This is a genomic window from Nonomuraea sp. NPDC002799 (assembly GCF_053592075.1).
Genome location: NZ_JBSFVA010000026.1, coordinates 74,007 through 94,404, shown reverse-complemented (window position 1 = coordinate 94,404; position 20,398 = coordinate 74,007). Strand labels below are relative to the sequence as shown.

Annotated in this window: 22 protein-coding genes; 17 read left to right on the top strand and 5 right to left on the bottom strand. The window is 66.5% G+C overall.

Going from position 1 to position 20,398, the window contains the following annotated elements; translation table 11 throughout:
• Positions 1 to 11 precede the first annotated feature (11 nt).
• On the top strand, positions 12 to 1,001 hold the full coding sequence (locus ACWD0F_RS35820) for a polyprenyl synthetase family protein (protein ID WP_449883908.1): 990 nt from the start codon (positions 12 to 14) through the stop codon (positions 999 to 1,001).
• Here ACWD0F_RS35820 and rarD read toward each other — a convergent pair.
• Positions 969 to 1,892, bottom strand: a complete 924-nt coding sequence (gene rarD / locus ACWD0F_RS35815) for an EamA family transporter RarD (RefSeq protein WP_449883906.1) — start codon at positions 1,890 to 1,892, stop codon at positions 969 to 971. The two genes, ACWD0F_RS35820 and rarD, sit on opposite strands and share 33 nt — an antisense overlap.
• Before the next feature lie 123 nt (positions 1,893 to 2,015).
• On the opposite strand from rarD, the gene msrA reads away from it, so the two are divergent.
• The 7 genes from msrA to ACWD0F_RS35780 all read left to right on the top strand — a co-directional run bounded on the left by msrA (position 2,016) and on the right by ACWD0F_RS35780 (position 6,591).
• On the top strand, positions 2,016 to 2,681 hold the full coding sequence (gene msrA, locus ACWD0F_RS35810) for a peptide-methionine (S)-S-oxide reductase MsrA (RefSeq protein WP_449883903.1): 666 nt from the start codon (positions 2,016 to 2,018) through the stop codon (positions 2,679 to 2,681).
• A 58-nt stretch (positions 2,682 to 2,739) separates the two neighbouring features.
• Positions 2,740 to 2,946 (top strand): hypothetical protein, encoded by a 207-nt coding sequence (locus tag ACWD0F_RS35805; protein ID WP_449883900.1) that lies wholly within the window; start codon positions 2,740 to 2,742, stop codon positions 2,944 to 2,946.
• Complete coding sequence (locus ACWD0F_RS35800) at positions 2,943 to 3,359, top strand: type II toxin-antitoxin system VapC family toxin (RefSeq protein WP_449883898.1); 417 nt, start codon at positions 2,943 to 2,945, stop codon at positions 3,357 to 3,359. The genes ACWD0F_RS35805 and ACWD0F_RS35800 overlap by 4 nt, the downstream gene beginning before the upstream one ends.
• Before the next feature lie 105 nt (positions 3,360 to 3,464).
• Positions 3,465 to 4,175 (top strand): XRE family transcriptional regulator, encoded by a 711-nt coding sequence (locus ACWD0F_RS35795; protein ID WP_449883897.1) that lies wholly within the window; start codon positions 3,465 to 3,467, stop codon positions 4,173 to 4,175.
• A gap of 10 nt (positions 4,176 to 4,185) precedes the next feature.
• Positions 4,186 to 4,653 carry an NUDIX hydrolase gene (locus ACWD0F_RS35790; protein WP_449883894.1) on the top strand — a complete coding sequence of 156 codons (468 nt, stop codon included), beginning with the start codon at positions 4,186 to 4,188 and terminating at the stop codon, positions 4,651 to 4,653.
• A gap of 298 nt (positions 4,654 to 4,951) precedes the next feature.
• Positions 4,952 to 6,043, top strand: a complete 1,092-nt coding sequence (locus ACWD0F_RS35785; protein ID WP_449883892.1) for a helix-turn-helix domain-containing protein — start codon at positions 4,952 to 4,954, stop codon at positions 6,041 to 6,043.
• Positions 6,044 to 6,261: 218 nt separating this feature from the next.
• Positions 6,262 to 6,591 carry a hypothetical protein gene (locus tag ACWD0F_RS35780; protein ID WP_449883890.1) on the top strand — a complete coding sequence of 110 codons (330 nt, stop codon included), beginning with the start codon at positions 6,262 to 6,264 and terminating at the stop codon, positions 6,589 to 6,591.
• A 180-nt stretch (positions 6,592 to 6,771) separates the two neighbouring features.
• Here ACWD0F_RS35780 and ACWD0F_RS35775 read toward each other — a convergent pair whose 3' ends face one another.
• Positions 6,772 to 7,464, bottom strand: a complete 693-nt coding sequence (locus ACWD0F_RS35775; protein ID WP_449883887.1) for a hypothetical protein — start codon at positions 7,462 to 7,464, stop codon at positions 6,772 to 6,774.
• A 35-nt stretch (positions 7,465 to 7,499) separates the two neighbouring features.
• On the opposite strand from ACWD0F_RS35775, the gene ACWD0F_RS35770 reads away from it, so the two are divergent.
• On the top strand, positions 7,500 to 8,657 hold the full coding sequence (locus tag ACWD0F_RS35770) for a Fic family protein (RefSeq protein WP_449883884.1): 1,158 nt from the start codon (positions 7,500 to 7,502) through the stop codon (positions 8,655 to 8,657).
• 53 nt (positions 8,658 to 8,710) lie between these two features.
• Entirely contained in the window at positions 8,711 to 9,391 is a 681-nt protein-coding gene (locus ACWD0F_RS35765; protein ID WP_449883881.1) for a hypothetical protein, read from the top strand.
• A 111-nt stretch (positions 9,392 to 9,502) separates the two neighbouring features.
• Here ACWD0F_RS35765 and ACWD0F_RS35760 read toward each other — a convergent pair whose 3' ends face one another.
• Positions 9,503 to 11,422, bottom strand: coding sequence for an NACHT domain-containing protein (locus tag ACWD0F_RS35760; RefSeq protein ID WP_449883879.1), 1,920 nt, complete (start codon positions 11,420 to 11,422; stop codon positions 9,503 to 9,505).
• 197 nt (positions 11,423 to 11,619) lie between these two features.
• Here ACWD0F_RS35760 and ACWD0F_RS35755 point away from each other — a divergent pair, with 197 nt between their 5' ends.
• The 4 genes from ACWD0F_RS35755 to ACWD0F_RS35740 all read left to right on the top strand — a co-directional run bounded on the left by ACWD0F_RS35755 (position 11,620) and on the right by ACWD0F_RS35740 (position 16,474).
• Positions 11,620 to 12,552, top strand: a complete 933-nt coding sequence (locus ACWD0F_RS35755; RefSeq protein WP_449883876.1) for a GNAT family N-acetyltransferase — start codon at positions 11,620 to 11,622, stop codon at positions 12,550 to 12,552.
• A gap of 121 nt (positions 12,553 to 12,673) precedes the next feature.
• The gene (locus ACWD0F_RS35750) at positions 12,674 to 13,831 is read left to right on the top strand and encodes a hypothetical protein (protein WP_449883873.1); all 1,158 of its coding nucleotides are present in this window, start codon (positions 12,674 to 12,676) and stop codon (positions 13,829 to 13,831) included.
• Between the two features lie 286 nt (positions 13,832 to 14,117).
• Positions 14,118 to 15,170 (top strand): hypothetical protein, encoded by a 1,053-nt coding sequence (locus ACWD0F_RS35745; protein ID WP_449883871.1) that lies wholly within the window; start codon positions 14,118 to 14,120, stop codon positions 15,168 to 15,170.
• A gap of 191 nt (positions 15,171 to 15,361) precedes the next feature.
• The gene (locus tag ACWD0F_RS35740; RefSeq protein WP_449883869.1) at positions 15,362 to 16,474 is read left to right on the top strand and encodes a hypothetical protein; all 1,113 of its coding nucleotides are present in this window, start codon (positions 15,362 to 15,364) and stop codon (positions 16,472 to 16,474) included.
• A 2-nt stretch (positions 16,475 to 16,476) separates the two neighbouring features.
• Here the strand turns inward: ACWD0F_RS35740 and ACWD0F_RS35735 are convergent, their stop codons facing one another.
• The gene (locus tag ACWD0F_RS35735) at positions 16,477 to 17,232 is read right to left on the bottom strand and encodes a MerR family transcriptional regulator (RefSeq protein WP_449883867.1); all 756 of its coding nucleotides are present in this window, start codon (positions 17,230 to 17,232) and stop codon (positions 16,477 to 16,479) included.
• A gap of 52 nt (positions 17,233 to 17,284) precedes the next feature.
• Between ACWD0F_RS35735 and ACWD0F_RS35730 the strand changes: the two genes are divergently transcribed.
• On the top strand, positions 17,285 to 17,992 hold the full coding sequence (locus ACWD0F_RS35730; protein WP_449883864.1) for a hypothetical protein: 708 nt from the start codon (positions 17,285 to 17,287) through the stop codon (positions 17,990 to 17,992).
• Positions 17,993 to 18,030: 38 nt separating this feature from the next.
• Here the strand turns inward: ACWD0F_RS35730 and ACWD0F_RS35725 are convergent, their stop codons facing one another.
• On the bottom strand, positions 18,031 to 19,296 hold the full coding sequence (locus tag ACWD0F_RS35725; RefSeq protein WP_449883862.1) for an MATE family efflux transporter: 1,266 nt from the start codon (positions 19,294 to 19,296) through the stop codon (positions 18,031 to 18,033).
• 195 nt (positions 19,297 to 19,491) lie between these two features.
• Here ACWD0F_RS35725 and ACWD0F_RS35720 point away from each other — a divergent pair, with 195 nt between their 5' ends.
• Positions 19,492 to 19,911: a VOC family protein gene (locus ACWD0F_RS35720; RefSeq protein WP_449883859.1), complete on the top strand. Its 420-nt coding sequence runs from the start codon at positions 19,492 to 19,494 to the stop codon at positions 19,909 to 19,911.
• A 95-nt stretch (positions 19,912 to 20,006) separates the two neighbouring features.
• Entirely contained in the window at positions 20,007 to 20,378 is a 372-nt protein-coding gene (locus ACWD0F_RS35715) for an MmcQ/YjbR family DNA-binding protein (protein WP_449883857.1), read from the top strand.
• Positions 20,379 to 20,398: the final 20 nt, after the last annotated feature.

Genomic DNA, 20,398 nt, shown 5'->3' with positions numbered 1-20,398 from the left:
GGGGATCTCGTATGTCTGCGCCTCCCGTGGTTGACCTTCCCATTGAGGACGAGCGGTTGGCGCAGGACGTGGCCAACGGACTGGCCGCGGTCGAGAAACTTCTGCGTTCGTCGGTGGAGAGCGAGGACGCCTTCGTCACGGAGGCGTCCAAGCACCTCATCGAGGCCGGTGGCAAGCGGTTCCGTACGCTGATGGTGCTGCTGGCCGCGCAGTTCGGCGACCCGTCCGCGCCGGGTGTGGTGCCCGGCGCGGTGGTGATCGAGCTCACCCACCTGGGCTCGCTCTACCACGACGACGTCATGGACGAGGCCCCGGTACGCCGGGGCTCGCCGTCCGCCAACGCCCGGTGGGACAACACCGTGGCCATCCTCACCGGCGACTACCTGTTCGCCCAGGCTTCCGATCTGCTGGCCGACCTCGGTCCCGAGTTGATCCGCATCCAGGCGCAGACGTTCTCCCGCCTGGTCCAGGGGCAGATTCGCGAGACCGTCGGGCCGCGTGACGGAGAGGACGCCGTCTCCCACTACCTGAGCGTCCTCGCCGACAAGACCGGCTCCCTGATCGCGGCCTCCGGCCGGTTCGGGGCGCTGCTGTCGGGGGCCGCGGCGGACGTGGAGGAGCGGCTGAGCCGTGCGTGCGAGGCCATCGGGGTGGCCTGGCAGCTTGGGGACGACCTGCTGGACGTGGCCTCCACGGGGGCGCAGTCGGGCAAGACCCCGGGGACGGACCTGCGTGAGGGCGTCAAGACCCTGCCGGTGTTGTACGCGCTGGCGTCGGGGGAGACGACGCGGCTGACCTCGTTGCTGGCGGGCCCGGTGGCGGAGGAGGATGTGGAGGAGACGCTCATCCTGCTCCGCGTGGATCCGGCGATGGCCCAGGCGCGGGCTGAGCTGGGGGCGTGGGTGGAGCGCGCTCGTACCGACATTTCTGGCCTTCCTGACATCCCCGCTAAGGCCGCATTTTTGGCGCTATGTGACTACGTGGTCGAGCGTTCGGGCTGATCTCTTGATCCGGGCGGCGGCACGGGCCGTCCGGAACGTGTCGTACGTGAAGATCGCCAGGGCCACCCAGACGATCGAGAACCCGATCCACCGGCTCGCCGGCATGGTCTCCTTGACGATCAGCACGCCGCAGGCGAACTGCAGGATCGGCGCGATGTACTGCAGCAGCCCCATGGTGCTGAGCGGCACCCTGATGGCGGCGGCGCCGAAGCAGAGCAGCGGCACGGCCGTGATGAACCCGCCGCCCACCAGCAGCAGCGCGTGCCAGGCGCCATGGTCGCCGAACGTGCTCGCGCCCGTGCCCCGCAGGAAGAACAGGTAGCCGAGGGCGGGCAGCAGCAACACCAGGGTCTCGACGGCGAGACTGTCGGTGGCGGCCACGTTCGCCTGCTTCTTGACCAGCCCGTACACACCGAAGGACACGGCCAGGACGAGCGCGATCCACGGCGGGCGGCCGTAGTCGACGGCCAGCACGAGCACCGCCAGCGCCCCGAACCCGACCGCCACCCACTGCAACGGCCGCAGCCGTTCCCGGAGCAGCACCACGCCGAACAGCACGCTCACCAGCGGGTTGAAGAAGTAGCCCAGGGCGCTCTCGACGACGTGGCCGGTGTTGACCGCGTAGATGTAGGTGCCCCAGTTGACGGTGACGAAGACGGCGGCGATGGTCAGCAGGGCGAGCTTCTTCGGCTGCCTGGCCAGCTCCTTGATCCACGACCAGTGCCTGCGGACGACGAGCACGGCGGCGACCGCGACCAGCGACCAGACCATCCGGTGGGCGAGGATCTCCCAGGCTCCGGAGGGTTTGAGCAGCGGCCAGTAGAGGGGGAACAAGCCCCACATGGTGTAGGCGGCGATCCCGAACAGCACACCGCGCCGGAGGTCAGGCATAAACCCCATTTTCAGGCATTACCACCTTTAAATACAAATTTCGTCTGCTATATGGAAATGTGTAGGCCTGCTTAAGCGTTGGGGCCCGTAGGTAGGGTGGACGAAGACCTATGGAGGTGCACGATGGGCTGGCTGTTCGGCGGCGACAAGACATCGATGGTCCGATCCGAGGACGCTCTCCCGGGACGCGAGGCGGCCGTGCCCGTGCCGGCGCGCCACGCCGTCCTGGACGCTCCGCTGGCTCCGCCGTACTCGTCGCCCGCGCTGGAGACCGCCGACTTCGGACTCGGCTGCTTCTGGGGCGCGGAGCGCAAGTTCTGGCAGACGCCGGGGGTCTACACGACCGCGGTCGGGTATCAGGGCGGCTACACCCCCAACCCGACGTACGAGGAGGTCTGCAGCGGCCGTACGGGGCACACGGAGGCCGTCCGGGTCGTCTTCGACCCGGCGGAGGTGTCGTACGAGGAGCTGCTGAAGGTCTTCTGGGAGAACCACGATCCCACGCAGGGCATGCGGCAGGGCAACGACGTGGGGACGCAGTACCGGTCGGCGATCTACTATCACTCGCCCGAGCAGCAGAAGGCGGCTGAGACTTCGCGGGACGCGTACCAGAAGGTGTTGCGGGCGGCGGGCTACGACGAGATCACAACGGAGATCGCGCCCGCGGGACCGTTCTTCTACGCGGAGGAGTATCACCAGCAGTATTTGTTCAAAGAGCCCAACGGTTACTGCGGCATCGGCGGGACAGGCGTTGCCTGCCCCGTGGGGTTGACGTCCGGCGAGGCCTGAACCGCCGAGACACAGGTGTCCCAGCCTTGGGACACCTGTGTCTCGTAGACTGAGTGGCATGAGCGTGATGCGCGAGGAACTTCACCACCTGGTGGATCAGCTGCCCGAGGAGAAGGTCGCGCCGCTGCTCCGTCTCGTGCGGGACCAGCTCGACGAGCCGAAGACGATTCGTGATCTGCCCTTCATCGGCATGTTGGCGGCAGAGCCGGATTTCGCGGAACGGGCTGAGGAGATCCTCCGGTCGGAGGACAATCACTCCTTGTGATCGTTCTTGACACGGGCCCGTTGGTCGCGGCTCTCAACAACCGAGACAAGAACCACGATGCCTGTGCCCGCCTTCTACGGACCCATCCAGGTCCGCTGCTTGTCCCTTCCACTGTCGTCTCCGAGGTGTGTCAGCTGGTCGAGAGACGACAAGGCAGCAAGGCAGAAGCGGCGTTTCTCCAGTCCTTCGGCTCAGGACTGGCGCTGGTCGATCTGGTCTCCGAGGACCTGGCCTGTATGGGCCGCCTGGTCGAGACGTACGCGAGCCTCCCTTTGGGAGCGGTGGACGCCTCCGTGGTCGCCATCGCCGAGCGACTGGACATCACGGAGGTCGCCACGCTCGATCGCCGTCACTTCACCGTGGTCCGGCCCGCGCATGTGAGCTCGTTGACCCTGCTCCCCGAGGAATTGTGAATTGCTGCTTGGACTGTAGGGACTTGAAACGTCCCGGGACGTTCGCGTCCACTGGTTTGCGTGAACGAGCGACTACGTACAGCAATGCTCCGTCATGGTGTGGGCATGGAAGACCTGGCTGAGACGTGCGGTGTCGAGCCCAAGACGGTCGAGCGGTGGATCAACACCGGTCGGGTCCCACACCGCCGGCATCGGTGGACGGCTGCGAAATTGCTGACTGCCGACGAGACGTACTTGTGGCCTGACGTGCTGGAAAGCAGTCAGGAACGCCGAGGCAGGGCGAACCGGTCGGAGCTCGTTGAGGTCTTCCCCGACCGCGCCAGCGTGCCTCGTGAGTTGTGGCTGAGACTGCTCGGCGATGCTCAGGAGAATGTGGATGTGCTGGTCTTCTCGGGGACCTTCTATGCCCAGACGCAGCCCAAGATCGCGCGGTTGCTCAGGGAGACGGTGCAGCGTGGTGTCGCGATCAGGCTGTGCTTCGGTGATCCCAACGCTCAGTCCGTCGAGACGCGCGACCGCGAAGAGGGCCTCGGTGGGACGCTGGTCGCCAAGATTCGCTCGTCCCTGACCTACTACCGGGCGTTGCCCGATCTCGATGGCTGTGAGATGCGACTGCACTCCACCACGCTTTACGCTTCACTGTTCCGCTACGACGATGACGTCCTGGTCAACCCGCACGCGTACGGTGAACCAGCGTCGGCCAACCCGACCTTCCACTTCCGCCGCCTCGACGGCGGGACGATAGCGGACCACTACATGTCATCGTTCGAGCGCGTCTGGGCCGGGGCAGTGCCGTGGTCCGGTGCGGATATCTGAAAGGCAGCTCATGGGACGAGTCGAGTATTGGAACGACCCGGATGCGCCGAAGGCGAACAGCCTGGTTCCCGCCTGCGGGACGGTCACGGTGGATGACGTGGGGCGCATCCTGATGCAGTGCCGACGTGACACCGGTCAGTGGGCGCTGCCCATGGGAAAGATGGAGATCGGGGAGACGCCGTCCCAGTGCGCCGTGCGGGAGACCGAGGAGGAGACCGGCGTGCGCGTCGAGCCGGTGGGCATCCTGGGCATTTACTCGGACCCGGGTCACATCGTGGCTTACGCCGACGGTGAGATCCGGCAGGAGTACGAGGTGATGTTGCTCGCCCGCCCGATCGGTGGCCAACCGGGGGCCAATGATGAGGCCAGCGACGTCCGCTGGGTGGACCCTGGTGACCTTCATTCGCTGGACATCCATCCCACGCAATGGCGACAGCTCAACGACTACCTAGAGCGCGCCTACCCCCACGTGGATTGACCTGGGATAGCTGCACGGGCAGGGCCAAGGGGTCGGCGCTGTGCGCCGCCGTACAGAACGACCGCCCTCTCCGCGACGCGTACGGCCAAGCCACCCGCGTGCAGGCGCGGGCGCGCTAGCGGCGTCGAGGCGGAGCGAACCGCTCCGAACTGGGGTAGGTCTTTCCTGGCCGCGTCTTCGTCACATCGCAGAGCCCGAGGGTGGGGGGCATAATCCGCAAAAGGCTAATGGGGTAACAATTGCCTGAGGTCGGCTGTACCGCCTCGCGTTGACTGGCAAGGTGTGCGATTATCGCAACATGAGCGACCGTACGGAGTGGGCAGACGTCGGTGAGCGCGTACGTGAGTGTCGTATCGCGGCCGATATGTCGCAAGAGCAGCTTGCTGCGGTCCTGAATCTCGATCGGACGATGATCGCGAAGATCGAGCGAGGAATTCGCCGGATAGACGCGCTGGAACTCTCGAAACTCTCGGCAGCGCTGGATGTTCCGCTGGCCTATTTTCTCAGTCCGCCGCCTCTTGTCGTGTCGAGGCGTGCCGAATTGGTGGACGATGGGGACACCGAAGCAGCCCGGCAGTCCTACTCGTTGGAAGTGGCTCTGACCGCATGGCTGAACGACGTCAGACAACTCATTGAGATCGGGACACTCTCCGCGCCTGCCATCCAGCGGTACGAGGAGCCGATTCAGGACGTGCCCGGCGCCCGCCGTGCGGCCTGGTGGGTGAGAGCGCAAGTTGATTTGAACAACGAGCCGATCGACTCGCTCATGAGGGTGTGTGAGCGTTTGGGACAACTGATCGCGGTTGTGGATGTGCCAGGCGAGGGAGCATCGCTGATTGAAGACGACCTCGCCGTCGCCGTCGTCAGCAAGCGGGGCGAACCCGGCCGCCGCCGGGCAACCGCTGCTCATGAGCTGGGACATCTGATCATAGGTGACGAGTACTCCACTGACATGGGAGTCCATGTTTCCCGTGATGGAAGAGAAGTGATTGTCGATGCCTTCGCGGCGGAGCTTCTCCTTCCGATACGAGCGATTGCGGCAGCCGATGGTGCGGCGCTGCGAAGAGAGGATTTGGTCGTTCTCGCCGCCCGGTATCGGACTTCATGGACTTTGACGATCCGGCAAGCAGTCGCGGCGGGTGCCGTTGACAAGGTCACTGCCAGAGAGATGCGACAGCGCAATCCCACGAGGGCGGAGTTGATGGAAGCGGTCGGCTGGGCACCCCAGCCCGACCTCGAACACGTTCGGGTACCGCCAAGCTATGCGCATGCGGTGGTAGAGGCATATAAGAAGGCGCTCATGACGACGCCTCGCGCTGTCGAGCTCATGCGAGGGCAACTTGTGGCAGCCGATCTGCCCGTACGGGATGAAGCGGAGCTGGAGCCTTGAGCGACTCCGGGCCCGGCCGTGTCCTCGTCTTCGATGCGATGTGCCTCAATCATTTCGCTTGAGCGGAACGCTTGGATGTGCTGCGGGACCTCCTTGTGGATGACACATGCCTTACCACTCATGTGGTGAGGGAGGAGGTGAGGACCGGTGCTCGGATGTATTCGGCTCTTGGAGCGGTTCTGGAGGCGGAGTGGCTTGGCGTGGCGAGGCTGGACTCGATGGATGAGATCAAGTGCTTCGTCAAGTGGACCCGGCGCATCGGTTCTTCCGAGCGGAATCTGGGCGAGGCCAGTGTATTCTCCGCGGCCGAACTGACGCCCGGATTCGCCATCACGGATGATCGAGAAGCCGTGGCCGTGGGGCGGGCGCATGGCCTGGAAGTTCACGGCACCATCTGGCTGCTCTCCCGAGCGTGCGATCAGGGGAAGCTCAACGGAGTCGCCGCTGGAAATATCGTGGACTCCCTCGTCGCGACCGGCATGCGCCTGCCTTGTTCTGGTTCCAACTTCGATTCTTATATCCGCCGCCATTTCGGGTCGCTGTCTTGACCGGTAGCCGGATCCGGCTTCCGAGGAGTTGTGAACTGCTGCTTGGAGCGAACCGCTACCACCAGCAGTACGTGTACAAAGTGCCCAACGGGTACTGCGGCATCGGCGAGATGGCGTGACCTGCCCGTCCCGCCTGACGTCCGGCGAGGCGTAGACCTGTGGAGACACGCTGCGGCTGAGCTAGCAGACGCCGGGCAACTCGCACACCTTGGCGGCCATCTTCCTGGCGTCCTTGGTCAGTTGGCCGGGGTTGTAGTTTCCCTCGTCGGTCATGTAGATCATCAGTGCGCTGCCCCTGCGCGCGGCGACACCGGTGACCGTCTGGTTCACGTTGCCGACCTGCCGGGTCTCATAACCCATGCCGATGGCCTCGTTTCCCGCCTCGACCTTGCTCGTCCGCCACTCGATCGTGACTTTGGGTGACGCCGGGTCGCCCTTGCGAGCGCACTGCTTGACCTCGGCGCGCAGACGGGTGAGTGCGACATGGGCGGCACGGGGGCTCTTGTAGATGACGAGCTGTTCGGATTCGTGGCTAGGTGCGCTGGTCCAGAACGTGATCGTCCGGGCTGCCACTCGGTCGCGGTCGACGGCGTGCTTGCGCCAGCACGGGTTCAGCTCCAACGGCTTGGTGCGCTTGTCGCTGATTCGGTAGCTCAGTTCGGATGCATCGTCGGGACTCAGCGGCCTGCGCGCGTCGCGTTCGGTGAGCAGGAAGTTCTTCGGAATCTCGGTCACGATCACCGGGGACAGGGCCAGTAGCAAGGAAAGCGTCACACTGATCATGAAGAGTTGGATGCCGGCGGAGACGACTTGGTTCTCAGACGCGCTCGCCAGTGCAACATATAGCTCAAGCCGGAACAGCACGTCGTCCACTTGACTTGATGACATGATAATGGTGTCATCAAGTCATGTTGTATCGCACGCCAGAGCTGGACGATGCCGACCTTCGGACGCTCGAGGGCATCGAGCAGATGCGCTACGACCTCCGCTTGCACGTTCGCCCGCAGACGCGGTGGACGAAGCAGTTGCGTAGGAGCCTTACCGCAAGGGCGATCGTCGGTTCTAACACGATCGAGGGTTACGCGGCTTCTGTCGACGACGTTGAGGCGCTCATGGCCGGTGAAGAGCCCCTGGAGTCCAGCGAAAGCACGCGCAGGGAACTAGAGGGTTACCAGCGGGCAATGACGTACATCCAAGGTTTGTCTGACGCCGGCGATCGGTTCGGCTATGACCTCGGCCTGCTCAACGGACTGCACTTCATGATTCAAGAGCACCACTCGGACAAGCGCCCGGGCCGGCTCCGGCAAGGCCCGGTTCATGTCACGAGCCCCGACGACCCTGCTGTCCCCGCGTACACCGGACCGGGCTCTGAGTCAGTGCCGGACCTCATGGACGAACTGGTCGCATGGCTGAACGATGGAGATCTCAACTCTCCCGTACACGTCCGTGCGTCGATGGCGCATCTGAACCTGGTGAAGATCCACCCATGGGCCGACGGCAACGGCCGCATGTCCCGAGCGCTGTCCACGCTGGTGTTCGCCCGTGAGGCATTGATGCCGGCCGAGTTCTCCTCCATCGAGGAATGGCTTGGTAGAGGGCAGAACACATACGCGTATTACCAGGTTCTGGAAGAGGTGGGTGGTCCTGAGTGGAGCCCTGAACGCGACACTCATCCGTGGATCAGATTCTGCTTGCGTGCTCACCACGTTCATGCGCAACAGGCGAAGCGTCGTGTCGACCTGTTGAGTCGCGCCTGGGTCGAGTTGTCGGCCGCCATGGCTGATGCGCGGCTCGATGAGCGAACCGTCTTCGCGCTTCTGCCGGCTTTCTGGGACTCGCGTGTCCGGCGTGCTGTTTACCAACAGGACGCCGAACTGAGCTCACAGCAGGCCGTCAGAGACATTCGGGAGTTGTGCCGGTTGGGATGGCTGGCACCTCAGGGGCAGGCCAGGGGCCGCTACTACGTGGCAGGGCCCGCCATGCGGCCAGTCTTCGACTCGGTTCAGCAGTCCACGAAGCCGTACGTGGACCCCTATCGTGATCACGATAGGTCGGCTACGAAGTAAGCTGCTCGCCCTCGCAGCCGAGATTTGATCAACAAGTATGGGGGCGGTCCGTGATGGCGGAACTGACGGCGTACGAGGCCGGATGGCGCAAGGTCTGCGAGAGTCTGGACGACCATCCGGGGATTGAGGTTCTCCGGCGTCACGAGGGTGAGCTCGACGCCGGGCTCGACGCTGCCGCCTCCGCGTGGGAGGCCCTCGTGGGCCCCCAGAAGCTGACCGCGCCCGCCGGACTGGACCAGTGTCATCTGCGTTTTCATGGGCTCGGCCGCCAGTGGCGGACCGTGGCCGGGGCGACGCAGGTTGCCGGGGAGTTTCATGTCACTCATATCGGGCGGGCAGAGCTTCCGGGGATCGATGAGATCGAACCTTGGGGTGACGAGGACGGGGAATTCCCGGCCGCGCAGTTGCGCGTCATCGACGACCATCCGTACACCGGAACGGGCCAGTTCGCCGCGCTACGGCTGCTTCCGGGCGGAGGTGAGCCCGAGATCTGGTGGGCCGGCCGGAACTACGGCGACTGGAAGCTGGACATCGGCTATCGCGAGTACTTGGACACCTTGCAGATGACCAAGGGCGCCTTCGACTGGCAGGCCCTCTTCACTCAGGCGCCGTTGGGAGAAGGGGAGTTCGGGTCCGTGCGGAGGCGGGTGGAAGGCATGCTCGACGTGTTGCCGGCCCTGTTCCCCTGGCACGACTACGGGCCACTCCGGGAACGCCTCGCCGCGCGTCTGTGAGTTCGTCGTCTTTGATGCGGCAGGCAGCCGCGCGGTGCCGTTGACAAGGCCACTGCCAGAGACGCGACTGCACGAGGGAAGCGGTCGGCTGGACGCCGCAGCCTGGTGTCTTCAGGTCGCCTGGCTTGTGGCCAGTTGTGTTCTCAGCAGGTCGTGGCGGAAGTAATAGAGGTCGCCGACCTTGCGGAACACACCCCGCCGGTATCCGTCCTCCAGCAACGCCTCCATGCGCCAAGGCAGCCGTCCGGTCGTGAAGAGGAAGGCGCGGGCGAGGAAGAGGCGCGAGCGGGCGGCTGACAGGATCGACACGAGGACGATCGTCACGAGCGCCGTCAGGACGAGCGTGCGCGGCGAGACATTCGGCTGCGTGGTGAGGGCGAACACGATCGCGAAGTCGAGTATCGCCAGATGAAGGGCGGCCAGGCCGCGGGAGAGGACCACGAGGAACCACAGCGAGATCACCAGCGCGATGCTGATCGCCTGGTCGGTGGCCAGGCCGCCCTCCGCGGTGAGATACAGGAGGACGGCGGCGAACAGCGCCGGCGTCGCGGCCCACGAGCCCAGCAGGCGCATACGGGTCGGCTCGGCGCGAGCGGGATCCAGGTCGGTGAGTAATGCGTATGCCCAGACGATCACCGTCACGGCCGCGCCCACGGCCAGGCTCGCAGGGAGTGCCACCGCCATACTGAACGCCGCCATCGTGCCCAGCCCGGCGAGGAAGCCGATGATCAGGCGGTGGAGCAGCGGCGGAAGCACACTGCTCAGATCGGTGCGGGAGATGCCTCGTCTCGTGAAGTTCCTGGCCAGGAAAGACAGCCATCGCTGGACTTCGTCCGCGTGCCAGCGGGGGCCGGGATGTTCGGACGTGCCGGAATAGAGAGAGGGCACGAGTTGGGCGAGGAGATGGGCCTTCAGGTCGCGCCTGCTGGTGAAGGTGAGCAGGTGGTCCGGGTTCGCGGCTTGTTCGGCGTAGGCGACGCGGGCCAAGGAGACGTCCAGGGGAGTGGACAGGCCGCGGGCGAGCTCTCCGCCCGGATCGGCGGCCAGCTCCGCGAAGACGTCGCGCCATTCCGGGAGCCGCGCGGGCTTCGTGGTGATGGTCAGGTAGTCGCGGACGGCGGCGGCATCGAGAGGCTTCAGCTCTATCGCGGCCGCTGCCGTCAGGACGTCCGCTTGCCGGGACTCGATGGTGGCCAGATATTCGCTGGTACGGCTGGTGAGGATGACGGGGAACCTGGCGCTGAAGGCGGCGTTGATTCTGGCCAGCGCCTCTTCACGGTCGGGTTCTGGCATCTCGTCGAGACCGTCCAGGACGAGGAGGAGGTGTTCCAGGGCCAGGGGCTCGTCGAAGTCGTAGTCTTCGCGCAGGCGGCTGTAGACCCAGCCCTTGAGCGTCTGTTTCGACGGTGTCCACGTCGACAGTTTCAGTATCACGGGCACGGGTTCGTCCGCCTGTTCCCGGGCGGCCAGGCAGGCCAGAACGAAACGCATGACCAGCGAGGTCTTGCCGGCGCCCGGTTCTCCGAGTGCGACCAGGCGTGTGGTGGGGAGTTTGCTGCGGACGGTCGTGTAGAGATCGTCCAGACTGCCGTCGAGATCGATGGGATCGTCGTCGCCGCCGATCACCCGCCAGTGGTCGCTGATCGGCGGTCCGGCCGTACGCCAGGAGACCGGGAGTGGTTCCGGGTCGAGCAGGCGTTGCCGTAACTCCTCCGCCTCCCACACCTGCCGGACCTTGGCGCCCAGTCGCGCGGCGCGCGCCGCCACGAGCTCGGCTGCCGGCTCAGCGGTGTCCAGCTCGCCGAGGTCACCCTCGGTCTTGGCCCGTTGCCGCAACCAGCCGATCAACGCCAGGGCGGCGACCAGGGTGCTGACGGCGAAGCTGAGAATGCTCGACCATTGGTCGGCGTTCTCCCGCCCCTCGGAGATGAGGAACACGGCCATGGCGACGCCGAAGATCGGTACGAGGACGAGCGTGGCGACGAACGCCCACCAATACCATCCTCGGATGTCCGAGCGTGATTGCGCCACGTCGGCGTGCCTCCGGTCGCCGGGCCAACAACGAGATGCGTTCTCGGGCAACGGAGCCGACACGGCCGGATCGTTGCTGAGAAGCCATGAAGAGAGCGTGTAAACGGACAATACTAGTTCTCCCGGATAGGACCCCCACAAAGACGCTGTCGGACATTCACCTCATATGGTGATAAAAGGTGCGCTAGCCTGTGTCGGTGATTTCCTACCGCGCCATCGTCCCCGCCGACCTCGACCGCGTGACCGCGTGGACGGTGACCGAGCCGGTCGGCTGGATCGCCGCCGATCGCTACCTCGCGGAACTGGCCGAGAACATGTACCGGCCGGAATGGACGTGGATCGCCGAGGCGGGCGATCGGGTCGTGGGACGGGCGCTGTGGTGGGGGCCGAAGGACAGCGCGCATCCGGTCGCGCTCGACTGCCTGGACGTGGATCCCGCCGTGGGTGACCGGTCCGAGGTCGCCGCCGAACTGATCAAGGCCGCGCTGGCCGGGTTCCCGCAGCCGGTGCAGTACGCGATCAAGGCGGCCGGCGGCCGGCGGGACGATCCGGCGATCTCGGCGGCCGTGGGATGGCGGCGGGCGGCGGCGCACGCGGCGGGTCTCACCCGGGAGGTGGAGCGGCTGCAGTTCGAGTGGACGCCCGCCGACGGGGTGCCCCAGGCGACCGGCGCGTTGCGGTTCGCGGAGGCCTCGGATGCGGAGTTCCTGGCCGTGTTCGCCAGAATCGCCGAGGGCAGCCTGGACGCCCAGACGCGGGCGAATCTGGCGGCCAAGGGCGTGGACGCGACCGCGCGCGAGGAGATGGACTTCTACCTCAATGCCCCTGGCAAGCGGGAGTGGTGGCGGCTCGCCTTCACGCATGAGGGCGAGGTGGCGGGGATGGCGATTCCGTCGGCGACGCCGTACAACGTGAATGTCGGTTATCTCGGGGTGGTTCCGGAGTTCCGGGGGCGTGGCCAGGTGGACGAGGTGCTCGGCGAGATCACCCGCATCCACGCGGCCAACGGGGAGCCGCGCGTCACAGCGACCACCGACATGGGTAACACGCCGATGGTGGCCGCGTTCGGGCGGGCCGGATACCGCAACACGGAGATTCGGATCAACCTCTCCAACGATCTCCAGCCCTGAGAACGGGTGCCGTCACGCCCTGGCCACCGGCGGCTGCTGTCGCGTCGGAGCTGATCACACGGTTGCGCGTGTGCGAGTGATCTTCGTAGGGTGAGGCATTTCCCTGAAGATCGGAGTTGCGATGCGCGAGGCGGAGCCGAGAGTCACCGACCCGTGGGCCCTGACGCAGACGACGCCGACAGGCCCGAGTCACTGGCCTGGATCCGGTATCGAGTATCGGGGTGACAAGTTCGAGTATCGGGGTGACGGGTTCGAGATCGACCGCAAGGGCGCGCAGGTCGTCGCCGGCCGGCTCGTCGACCTGGCTGTTGACACCGGCAAGTACAGCCACCCACGGAGCCAGGAATACGTCTCGGCGATCTCCCAGTGGGCGCTGCCGCGTGAGCTCAGCCGCCTCATGGGCAAGGCCGATGAGGTGGTCAAAACCTTCTGGGGAGATCTGTACGCCGAGGTCGGCATGGCCGGGCTCCTGATCGACCGAGCGGCCGCCAACTACAAGCTCGGCGACGATCCCCGGCTCGGCGACCTCCCCCTCGCCCAGCTTGATCAGCGCATCCTCGACCTGATGCCGGACGGTGCCGACAGGAGCGGCTTCGAAGGGCCGAGCAGGCTCTACCCCAACAACAGCGAGACGATACAACTCCCCGCGTCGGTCGACTACGGGGTCGGCCAGATGACAGCAATGCAGGCGATACACGAAGTTTCCTACTTTCCCGACAGCGGTCGTGGTGAGCGGGACATCTACGAGCCGATGTTCGAGTCCCTGGTCGAGCTGGCGAGAACGCTCCTGCTCCGGGCGCAGGACCTGCGCGACGCTCCATGGCGAGGTGCGGCCGCCGACGTCGCGCAGAACGCTCTGCGGCAGATCTACGCGAACGCGAACGCCCTGGCCGCCACCGTCGGCAGCCTGTTCCGCGCGGCAGTCAGGTTCGTGGAGGTCATCGACTGGTGTCGCTGGAACTTCCAGCAGTTGGTGCAGGGTGGCGCGATGATGCTCGCGGCTACCGGGGACACACTGGACGGCCGCGCCCGGAGCCTGCTCGAAGAGGCGAACGAGAAGTTCTACGGCGTCTACGACTTGATGCCCAAGCGAATCGTCCAGAACCTCCCGGGCCTGATGGTGACCGAAGTGGATCTCATCAAGCTGTACGCGGCGGCCAAGACCATAGTGACCAGGCCCAAGAACACGCCGTGGCTCAAGGCATATGACGCGGCCTGGCAGCGGGAATACCTGCCGGTCCTGAAAGCCTATGGGCAGGCGGAGGAGACGTACGGCTGAGGTCATGCACCGCCGTTCACACCCGGGCGGTGATGCCGTCCAGTCGCATGATGACGTCGGCCGGCCAGGTGGGCGCCGACGCGCTTACGGTCGTCAAGTCGCCGGCGGCTGCTGTCACGCCGGAGCTGATCGCGCGGTTGCGCAGGTACGAGTGATCTTCGTAGGGTGAGGCATTTCCGCAATGATCGGAGTCTCGATGCGCGATCCTGGGCCGACACCTGGCGACCAGTGGTCCCGATGGGAGAGGACGCCGACACTCCCGAATTCCTGGCCTGGGCTCGATAACGTGCATCGGGGTGACGGGTTCGAGATCGACCGCAAGGGCGTGCAGGTCGTAGCCGGCCAGCTCCTCCATACGGCTGCCGACGCCGTCGACTACGACGACATCTATGTCGCCGACGGCTTTCTCCCGAACACTCAGTGGCCGCTGCCTGTCGAGCTCCACCGCCTCATGGACGAAGCCGATGAGCTGGTGCACACCTTCTGGAGGGATCTGCACTCCGAGGTCGGCATGGCCGGGCTCCTCATCGACCGAGCGGCCACCAACTACAAACTTGGCGACGATCCCCGGCTCGGCGACCTCTCCTCGGGCCAGCGTGACAAGCGGCTCGTCGACATGCTGCCGGGCAATGATCTCCGTGGCAGCTTCCTGGTTCCGAGCATGCTCTATCCCAGCGGCGGCAGGACGTTGAAGCTCTCCGAGTCGGCCGAGAGTGTCGGCCCGATGACTGCGGCGCAGGCGCTGGACGACATCAGCGACTTTCCCCACAACATCAGTGAATATCAGGGGATCTACGAGCCGATGGCCGACTCCCTGGTCGAGCTGGCCCACACGCTGCGCTATCGGGCGCAGGACCTGTGTGACGCTCCATGGCAAGGCGTGGCCGCCGAAAACGCGCAGAGCGCACTGCGGCGCATCTACGCGAACGCGACCGCCCTGGCCGCCATCGTCGGCAGCCTGTTCCACGCGAGAGCCAGGTTCTTGGAAATCACCGACTGGTGTCGCCGGAACTTCGAGCAGATGGCGGACCCGGAGCGGGGCGGCTGGGATGAGTTCTGGGACGGCGGGGGCACCGCGGACAGCCGGGCTCGAAGCTTTCTCGAGGAGGCGAACAAGAAGTTCAAGGAGGTCGGCGACATGCTGCCCAAGCAGATCAAGGAGGACCTCCCGGGCCTGATGGTGACCGACGCGAAGCTCGTTGAGCTTCGCCTGTCGGCCGTACACGTGGCGACCTGGCCCCAGAACTCGAAATGGGACGAAGAATATGTCGCGACCTGGCAGGAGAACAACCTGCCGGTCCTGCAAGGCTATGAGCGGGCGGAGGAGACGTACGGCTGAGGTCGTGCACCGCCGTCCATCCTCCGGGCGGTGCTGCCGTCCAGCCGCGTTGGCCTCACCGCGCCGCCCTACGGTCATGTCCCGGCCGCCAGGCCACTGACGGCTGCCGGCGCGTCGGAGCTGGTAGCGCGGTTGCGCATGCGCGAGTGATCTTCGTAGGGTGAGGCATTTCCGCAATGATCGGAGTCTTGATGCGCGAGCCGGAACCGAAGCCCGCCGACCAGTGGTCCCGATGGGGGACGACGCCGACGATCCCGGGTTCCTGGCCTGGACTGGGTTTCGAGCATCAGGGTGACGGGTTCGAGATCGACCGCGCGGGCGTTCACGTCGTAGCCCGCCAGCTCCTCAATCTGGCTTTTGACGCCGTCAAGTACGACGACGTCTGGGTCGATAGTTACGTCCTCCCGGCCGCCACGTGGGAGCTGCCCAGTGATCTCTGCCGCCTCATGGGCGACGCCGATCAGCTGATTCACGACTTCTGGAGAGACCTGCACTCCGAGGTCGGCATGGCCGGGCTTCTGATCGACCGAGCGGCCACCAACTACCGGCTTGGCGACGATCCCCGGCTCGGCGACCTCTCGGACGCCGAGCGTGATCAGCGGATCGTCGACATGTTGCCGGGAAGTGGGCTCAACGGCGACTTCATGGGTCCGAGCCCGCTCTACCCCGGCGGCTACAGAATGTTAGAGCCCTACGTGTCGAGTGACTACGGTATCGGCCAGATTACTGCGGAGGAGGCGAAGAAGGACATCGACTCCATTCCCGACAACGGTAGTGGCGATGGGACGACGTACCAGACGATGGCCGACTCCCTGGTCGAGCTGGCGAACACGCTGCGGCTGCGGGCGCAGGACCTGCGCGACGCTCCCTGGAGAGGCGCGGCCGCCGACGTCGCGCAGAGTGCTCTGCGGCAGATCTACGCGAACGTGACCGCCCTGGCCGCCATCGTCGGCAGCATGAGCGCCGCGAGAGTCAGGTTCCTGGAGGTCGTCGCCTGGTGTCGCCAGAACTTCGAGCAGATGGCGGACCCGCATCGGAGCGACCGGCATGAGTTCTGGGATTTCGGGGGAACCCCGAACAGCCGAGCTCGGGACTTCCTCAAGGACGCGAACGAGAAGTTTTTCGAGGCCTTCGACATGATGCCCAAGGAGATCAAGGAGGACCTCCCGGGCCTGATGGTGACCGACGCTGAACTCGAGCGGCTCCGCCGGACGATCGCCGACCCGGCTGACGTCAAGCCCTGGCTGTGGACTCAGCTGCCGGACCTGTACGACTTTGAGCAGGCGGAGAAGAAGTACGGCTGAGGTCACGCACCGCCTGGCAGACGGCTCGGATCCGCGAGGTTCGTGCCGCGCGGGCGGACGGGGATCTCCAGGGTGATGGCGTGGGTGCCGGTGGCATCTGTGTGGTGGTCTTCCACGGTAGGGCCGGTGATGTCCAGGTGGTGGCGTTCCAGCCAGCCGAACAGCTCTTGCCCGGCGTGGACCACGCCGGCGGCGGGTGGGACGAGGGTGCGGACGACGGTTCGGGCTGGCAGGGTCGTGCCGGTCGAGCCCGTCGTGCCGGTCGTGCTCACGGCCACGGTGAACGGGCCGGTCGGGGAGCTGTTCAGCCAGGTCAGCAGGGTCGCGGGCGGTGCCGGGCAGAGGGTGGCCAGCTGGGTTGGACGGTCGAGGTGGAAGTGGCGTACGCGCAGGCGGCGTGGGGCGAGCGTGGTCTGCCGCGGCAGGATGGACGTCGGCGTGCCGAGGTGGTCTTCGGCATGCGTGGCGGTCGCGGCCAGGGTGGCGAGGTCGCGCCGGATGATCGCGAGAAGGTCGGCCACGGCCTGGCGGAGCTGGGGTTCGGGGGCGTCCAGCAGGTCGGCGATCTGACGTAGCGGCAGGCCGAGGCGGCGCATGCCGCGGATGCGTTCGAGGCGGGACAGCTCGGCGACGCCGTACCAGCGGTAGCGGGAGGTGCGGTCCACCGCGGCGGGCGTGAGCAGCCCGATCTGGTCGTAGTGGCGCAGGGTGCGTTCGGAGACGCCCGCCATGCGCGCCAGCTGCCCGATCCGCCACATGCCGGTCCTCCCGTTGACTTTGCCGCTGCGGCAGGGTTCTACCGTCACCGCCATGACCGACTCGAACGCGCGGAGCCGGCTTGCCGGTGTGCTCCTGCTGACCTCGCTGACAGCCATGATCGCCGGTGCGGCCGTCGCGGTGCCATCGGGGCTTACCCTGAATCCTTCCGACCCCGCCGCCGTGCTCGTGGCGGTGCGCGGGCACGTCGTCCTGCACCTGACCGAGCTCGCCTTCGACGTGCTGGGCTGGCTGGCGCTGACCGCCGCCGGGCTGGTGCTGATCACTACCGGCGGCCGTGAGGTGCTCAGGCCGCATCTGGTGGTGCTGTCCGGCGGGTTGCTGACGGGCGCCGGGCTCGCGGGCCTGCTCCACGACGCCGGAAACCTGGCGGTGACCCAACTGGCCGCCGGCAGCGCGACCACAGGCCCCGCGAGCACCGGCCTCGCGTGGGCGGTTCTGCTTGTCGCCAAGTGGACGGTGAACCTGGCCGGGCTCCTGTGGGTGGCCGCGACCGTCGCCGCCGTGGCCGGTATGCCGATGTCGGCCGGGCTGCGCCGTACCGGGGTGGTCGTCGCGTTCTCCGGGCTGGTCTCGATCGTGCTGCCGTGGACGACCGGGGTGCAGGGCGCGTCGGAGCAGCTGGAACAGCTCGGGTACGCCCTCCACTTTCCGATCATGATCTGGTACGGGGTGCTGGGGTGGCGGCAACTGATCTGGTTTCGGCAGGGTAGCGCGGTGAGCGACCGCAAACCCGCGTAGAAGTCGCGGGGTGCGTGCGCTGGTGCCGGTGGAGCGACCTATCGAACGGCCGGGCGGCCGACATGGCGGTGAAAGCCGATGCTCTGGAGCAGGAGCAGGGCCGTCGAGTTGGCGATCAGCGCACCCCAGAGGCCGGCCAACCCCCATGCCTGCGCCACCGGCACGGCGGCCAGCGCGAGAGCGCCGTATCCCAGGGCGACGGAGCCCAGGCTCCACGTCGACCGTTTGAGCCCGGCCAGCCCGAAGCCCATGATGGCCTGCGCGCCGTCGGCCGCGCCCAGGGCGATCACCAGCGGCACCGCCGCCGGCACGGCCTCGCGGACGCCCGCGTCCTGGGTGAACAGGGCGGCGGCCCAGTGGCGGACGACGAACAGCAGCGCGCCGCCGATCACGACGGCGGCCAGGCCGAGCGTGAGTGCCGTCCGGATGACCCGCCGGGCCTCCCGCGGGGTCGTGGCGCGGGCCACCTCGGGCACCGAGGACTGCGCCACGGCCAGCGAGGCGAACATCAGCGGCCCCAGGAGCGCGTAGAGGATCGTGTGGGCGGCCGCACCTCGCGCGCCGGTCCGCACGGCCGCGTACGTGACCACCCCGAGCACGGCGAACTTGATCAGGATCGTCCCGGACAGCGGGAGCCCGACCCGCGCCAGCTTCATGATCTCGGCCACGCGGGGACGGCCGCGTCCTATGGGAGTGCCGGCCAGCCGGCGTACGCGGAGGTTGGAGATGGTGAGCGAGACCACGCTGCCGGTCACCAGGGCGATGCCCGTGCCCGCCAGTCCGAGTGCCGGGACGAGCGCCACGACGAGGACGATCGTGCTGGACACACTGGCCCAGAGCACCTGGCGGCTGTGCCCGAGCGCGATCAGCACGGCGTTCGCGCCGCCGCCTGAGGCGTAGACGAGCACGTACACCACCAGCAGGAGCGGGAAGAGGCCCAGCTCGTCGAGGACCTCCTGCGGTGCGCCGCCCAGCGCGGCGATCCAGGGGACGCACGCGACCGCGCTCGCCGCGACCGCGCCGATGCCGAGGCTCAGCCAGCGGGCGTCCCGCAGGATCGGAACGGCCTGCGCCGGGCTCTCACGATGAGGGGCGATGAACGGCGCCATTCCCCGGAGCGCGCCGGTCACCGCCGCGAACGCCGGGTTCGTCACGGCCATCGAGACGGCGTAGGCGGCCAGCGTGGCGGTGGCTTGACGGCCGAGTAACGCGGTGCCGACCAGGCCGGCCACCTGGGTGACGATCGAGGACAGGAAGATCGGGATCGCGGCCGCGGAGAGGGTGCGATGCTGAGTGAGCGTCATGAAAACAAAATCCCGGCCGCCTCTACGGAGGGCCGGGTAACACATCATATTCTACCACGATTAGATCATGCGTGTTTACGTCGTTGTCATCCGACCATTCCATTATCAGGGTACGGCGGTTTCGTCGGCGCAGCCGCCCAGGCGGTGGACAGGGAGATTCGGGCGACAGATATTGGACTCTAGTGGAGGTCTTACATGGACGTACGGCTCGACCATCTCGTCTGCTGGGTATCCGACCAGCTCGCATCCCTGGAATTCTACGAAGAGGTCATCGGCCTGCCGGGAGTACGGGCGGAGGAGTTTCGTGACGGGAAGGCGGCGTTTCCGAGCGTGCGGATCGGTCCTGACACCATTGTCGACCTGATGACGTATGAGGCGATGAGAGGAGTGGACGAGGGCACCGGGGTCAAAGGCAGCGCCGGCCATCCGCTCAACCATTTCTGCCTGGCCGTGGGCCGGACGGATTTCGACGCGCTGAAGCTCCGGCTGAAAGAGCACGGCGTCGAGATCACGGGCACCGGCACCAATTCCTTCGGCGCGCGGGGCATCGCTCCCGAGACGATTTACTTTCCCGACCTCGATGACAACGTCATGGAGGTCCGCTATTACGACTGATCCCGCCCGCGCGCGGCACCCGGCCGAGCGCCTGCTCCGCCTCCGTCTCCTGGGAGCGCTTCGGAAGTGTCGGCCGGATCTGGTACACAGGCGGCATGGGTGTGAGCGTCGAAGAGTTCCTGGAGTTGCTGGACGAGCTGCCCGGGGTCCGGATGAGCCAAGGCGGCGAGTGGATCGGGGTCAAGGTGGGCGACAAGGGGTTCGCCTACCTGTGGGAGGCCACCGAGACCGTCGGGCTCAAGGCCACGATCGAGGAGCAGCTCGCGCTGGTGGCCGAGCGGCCCGAGGTGTTCGAGGTGCAGTTCACGGCCGGGCGGTTCGGGTGGGTGGTGGTGCACCTCGACAAGATCGACGCCGATGAGCTGTTCGAGCTGGTCGCCGAGGCGTGGTGCCTGACGGCGCCCAAGCAGATGGTGGCCGACTTCGAGGCGACCCACCCGATCGGGCAACAGGTGCGCCCCGGGTAATCTCGGGCAGCGTGGTGGTG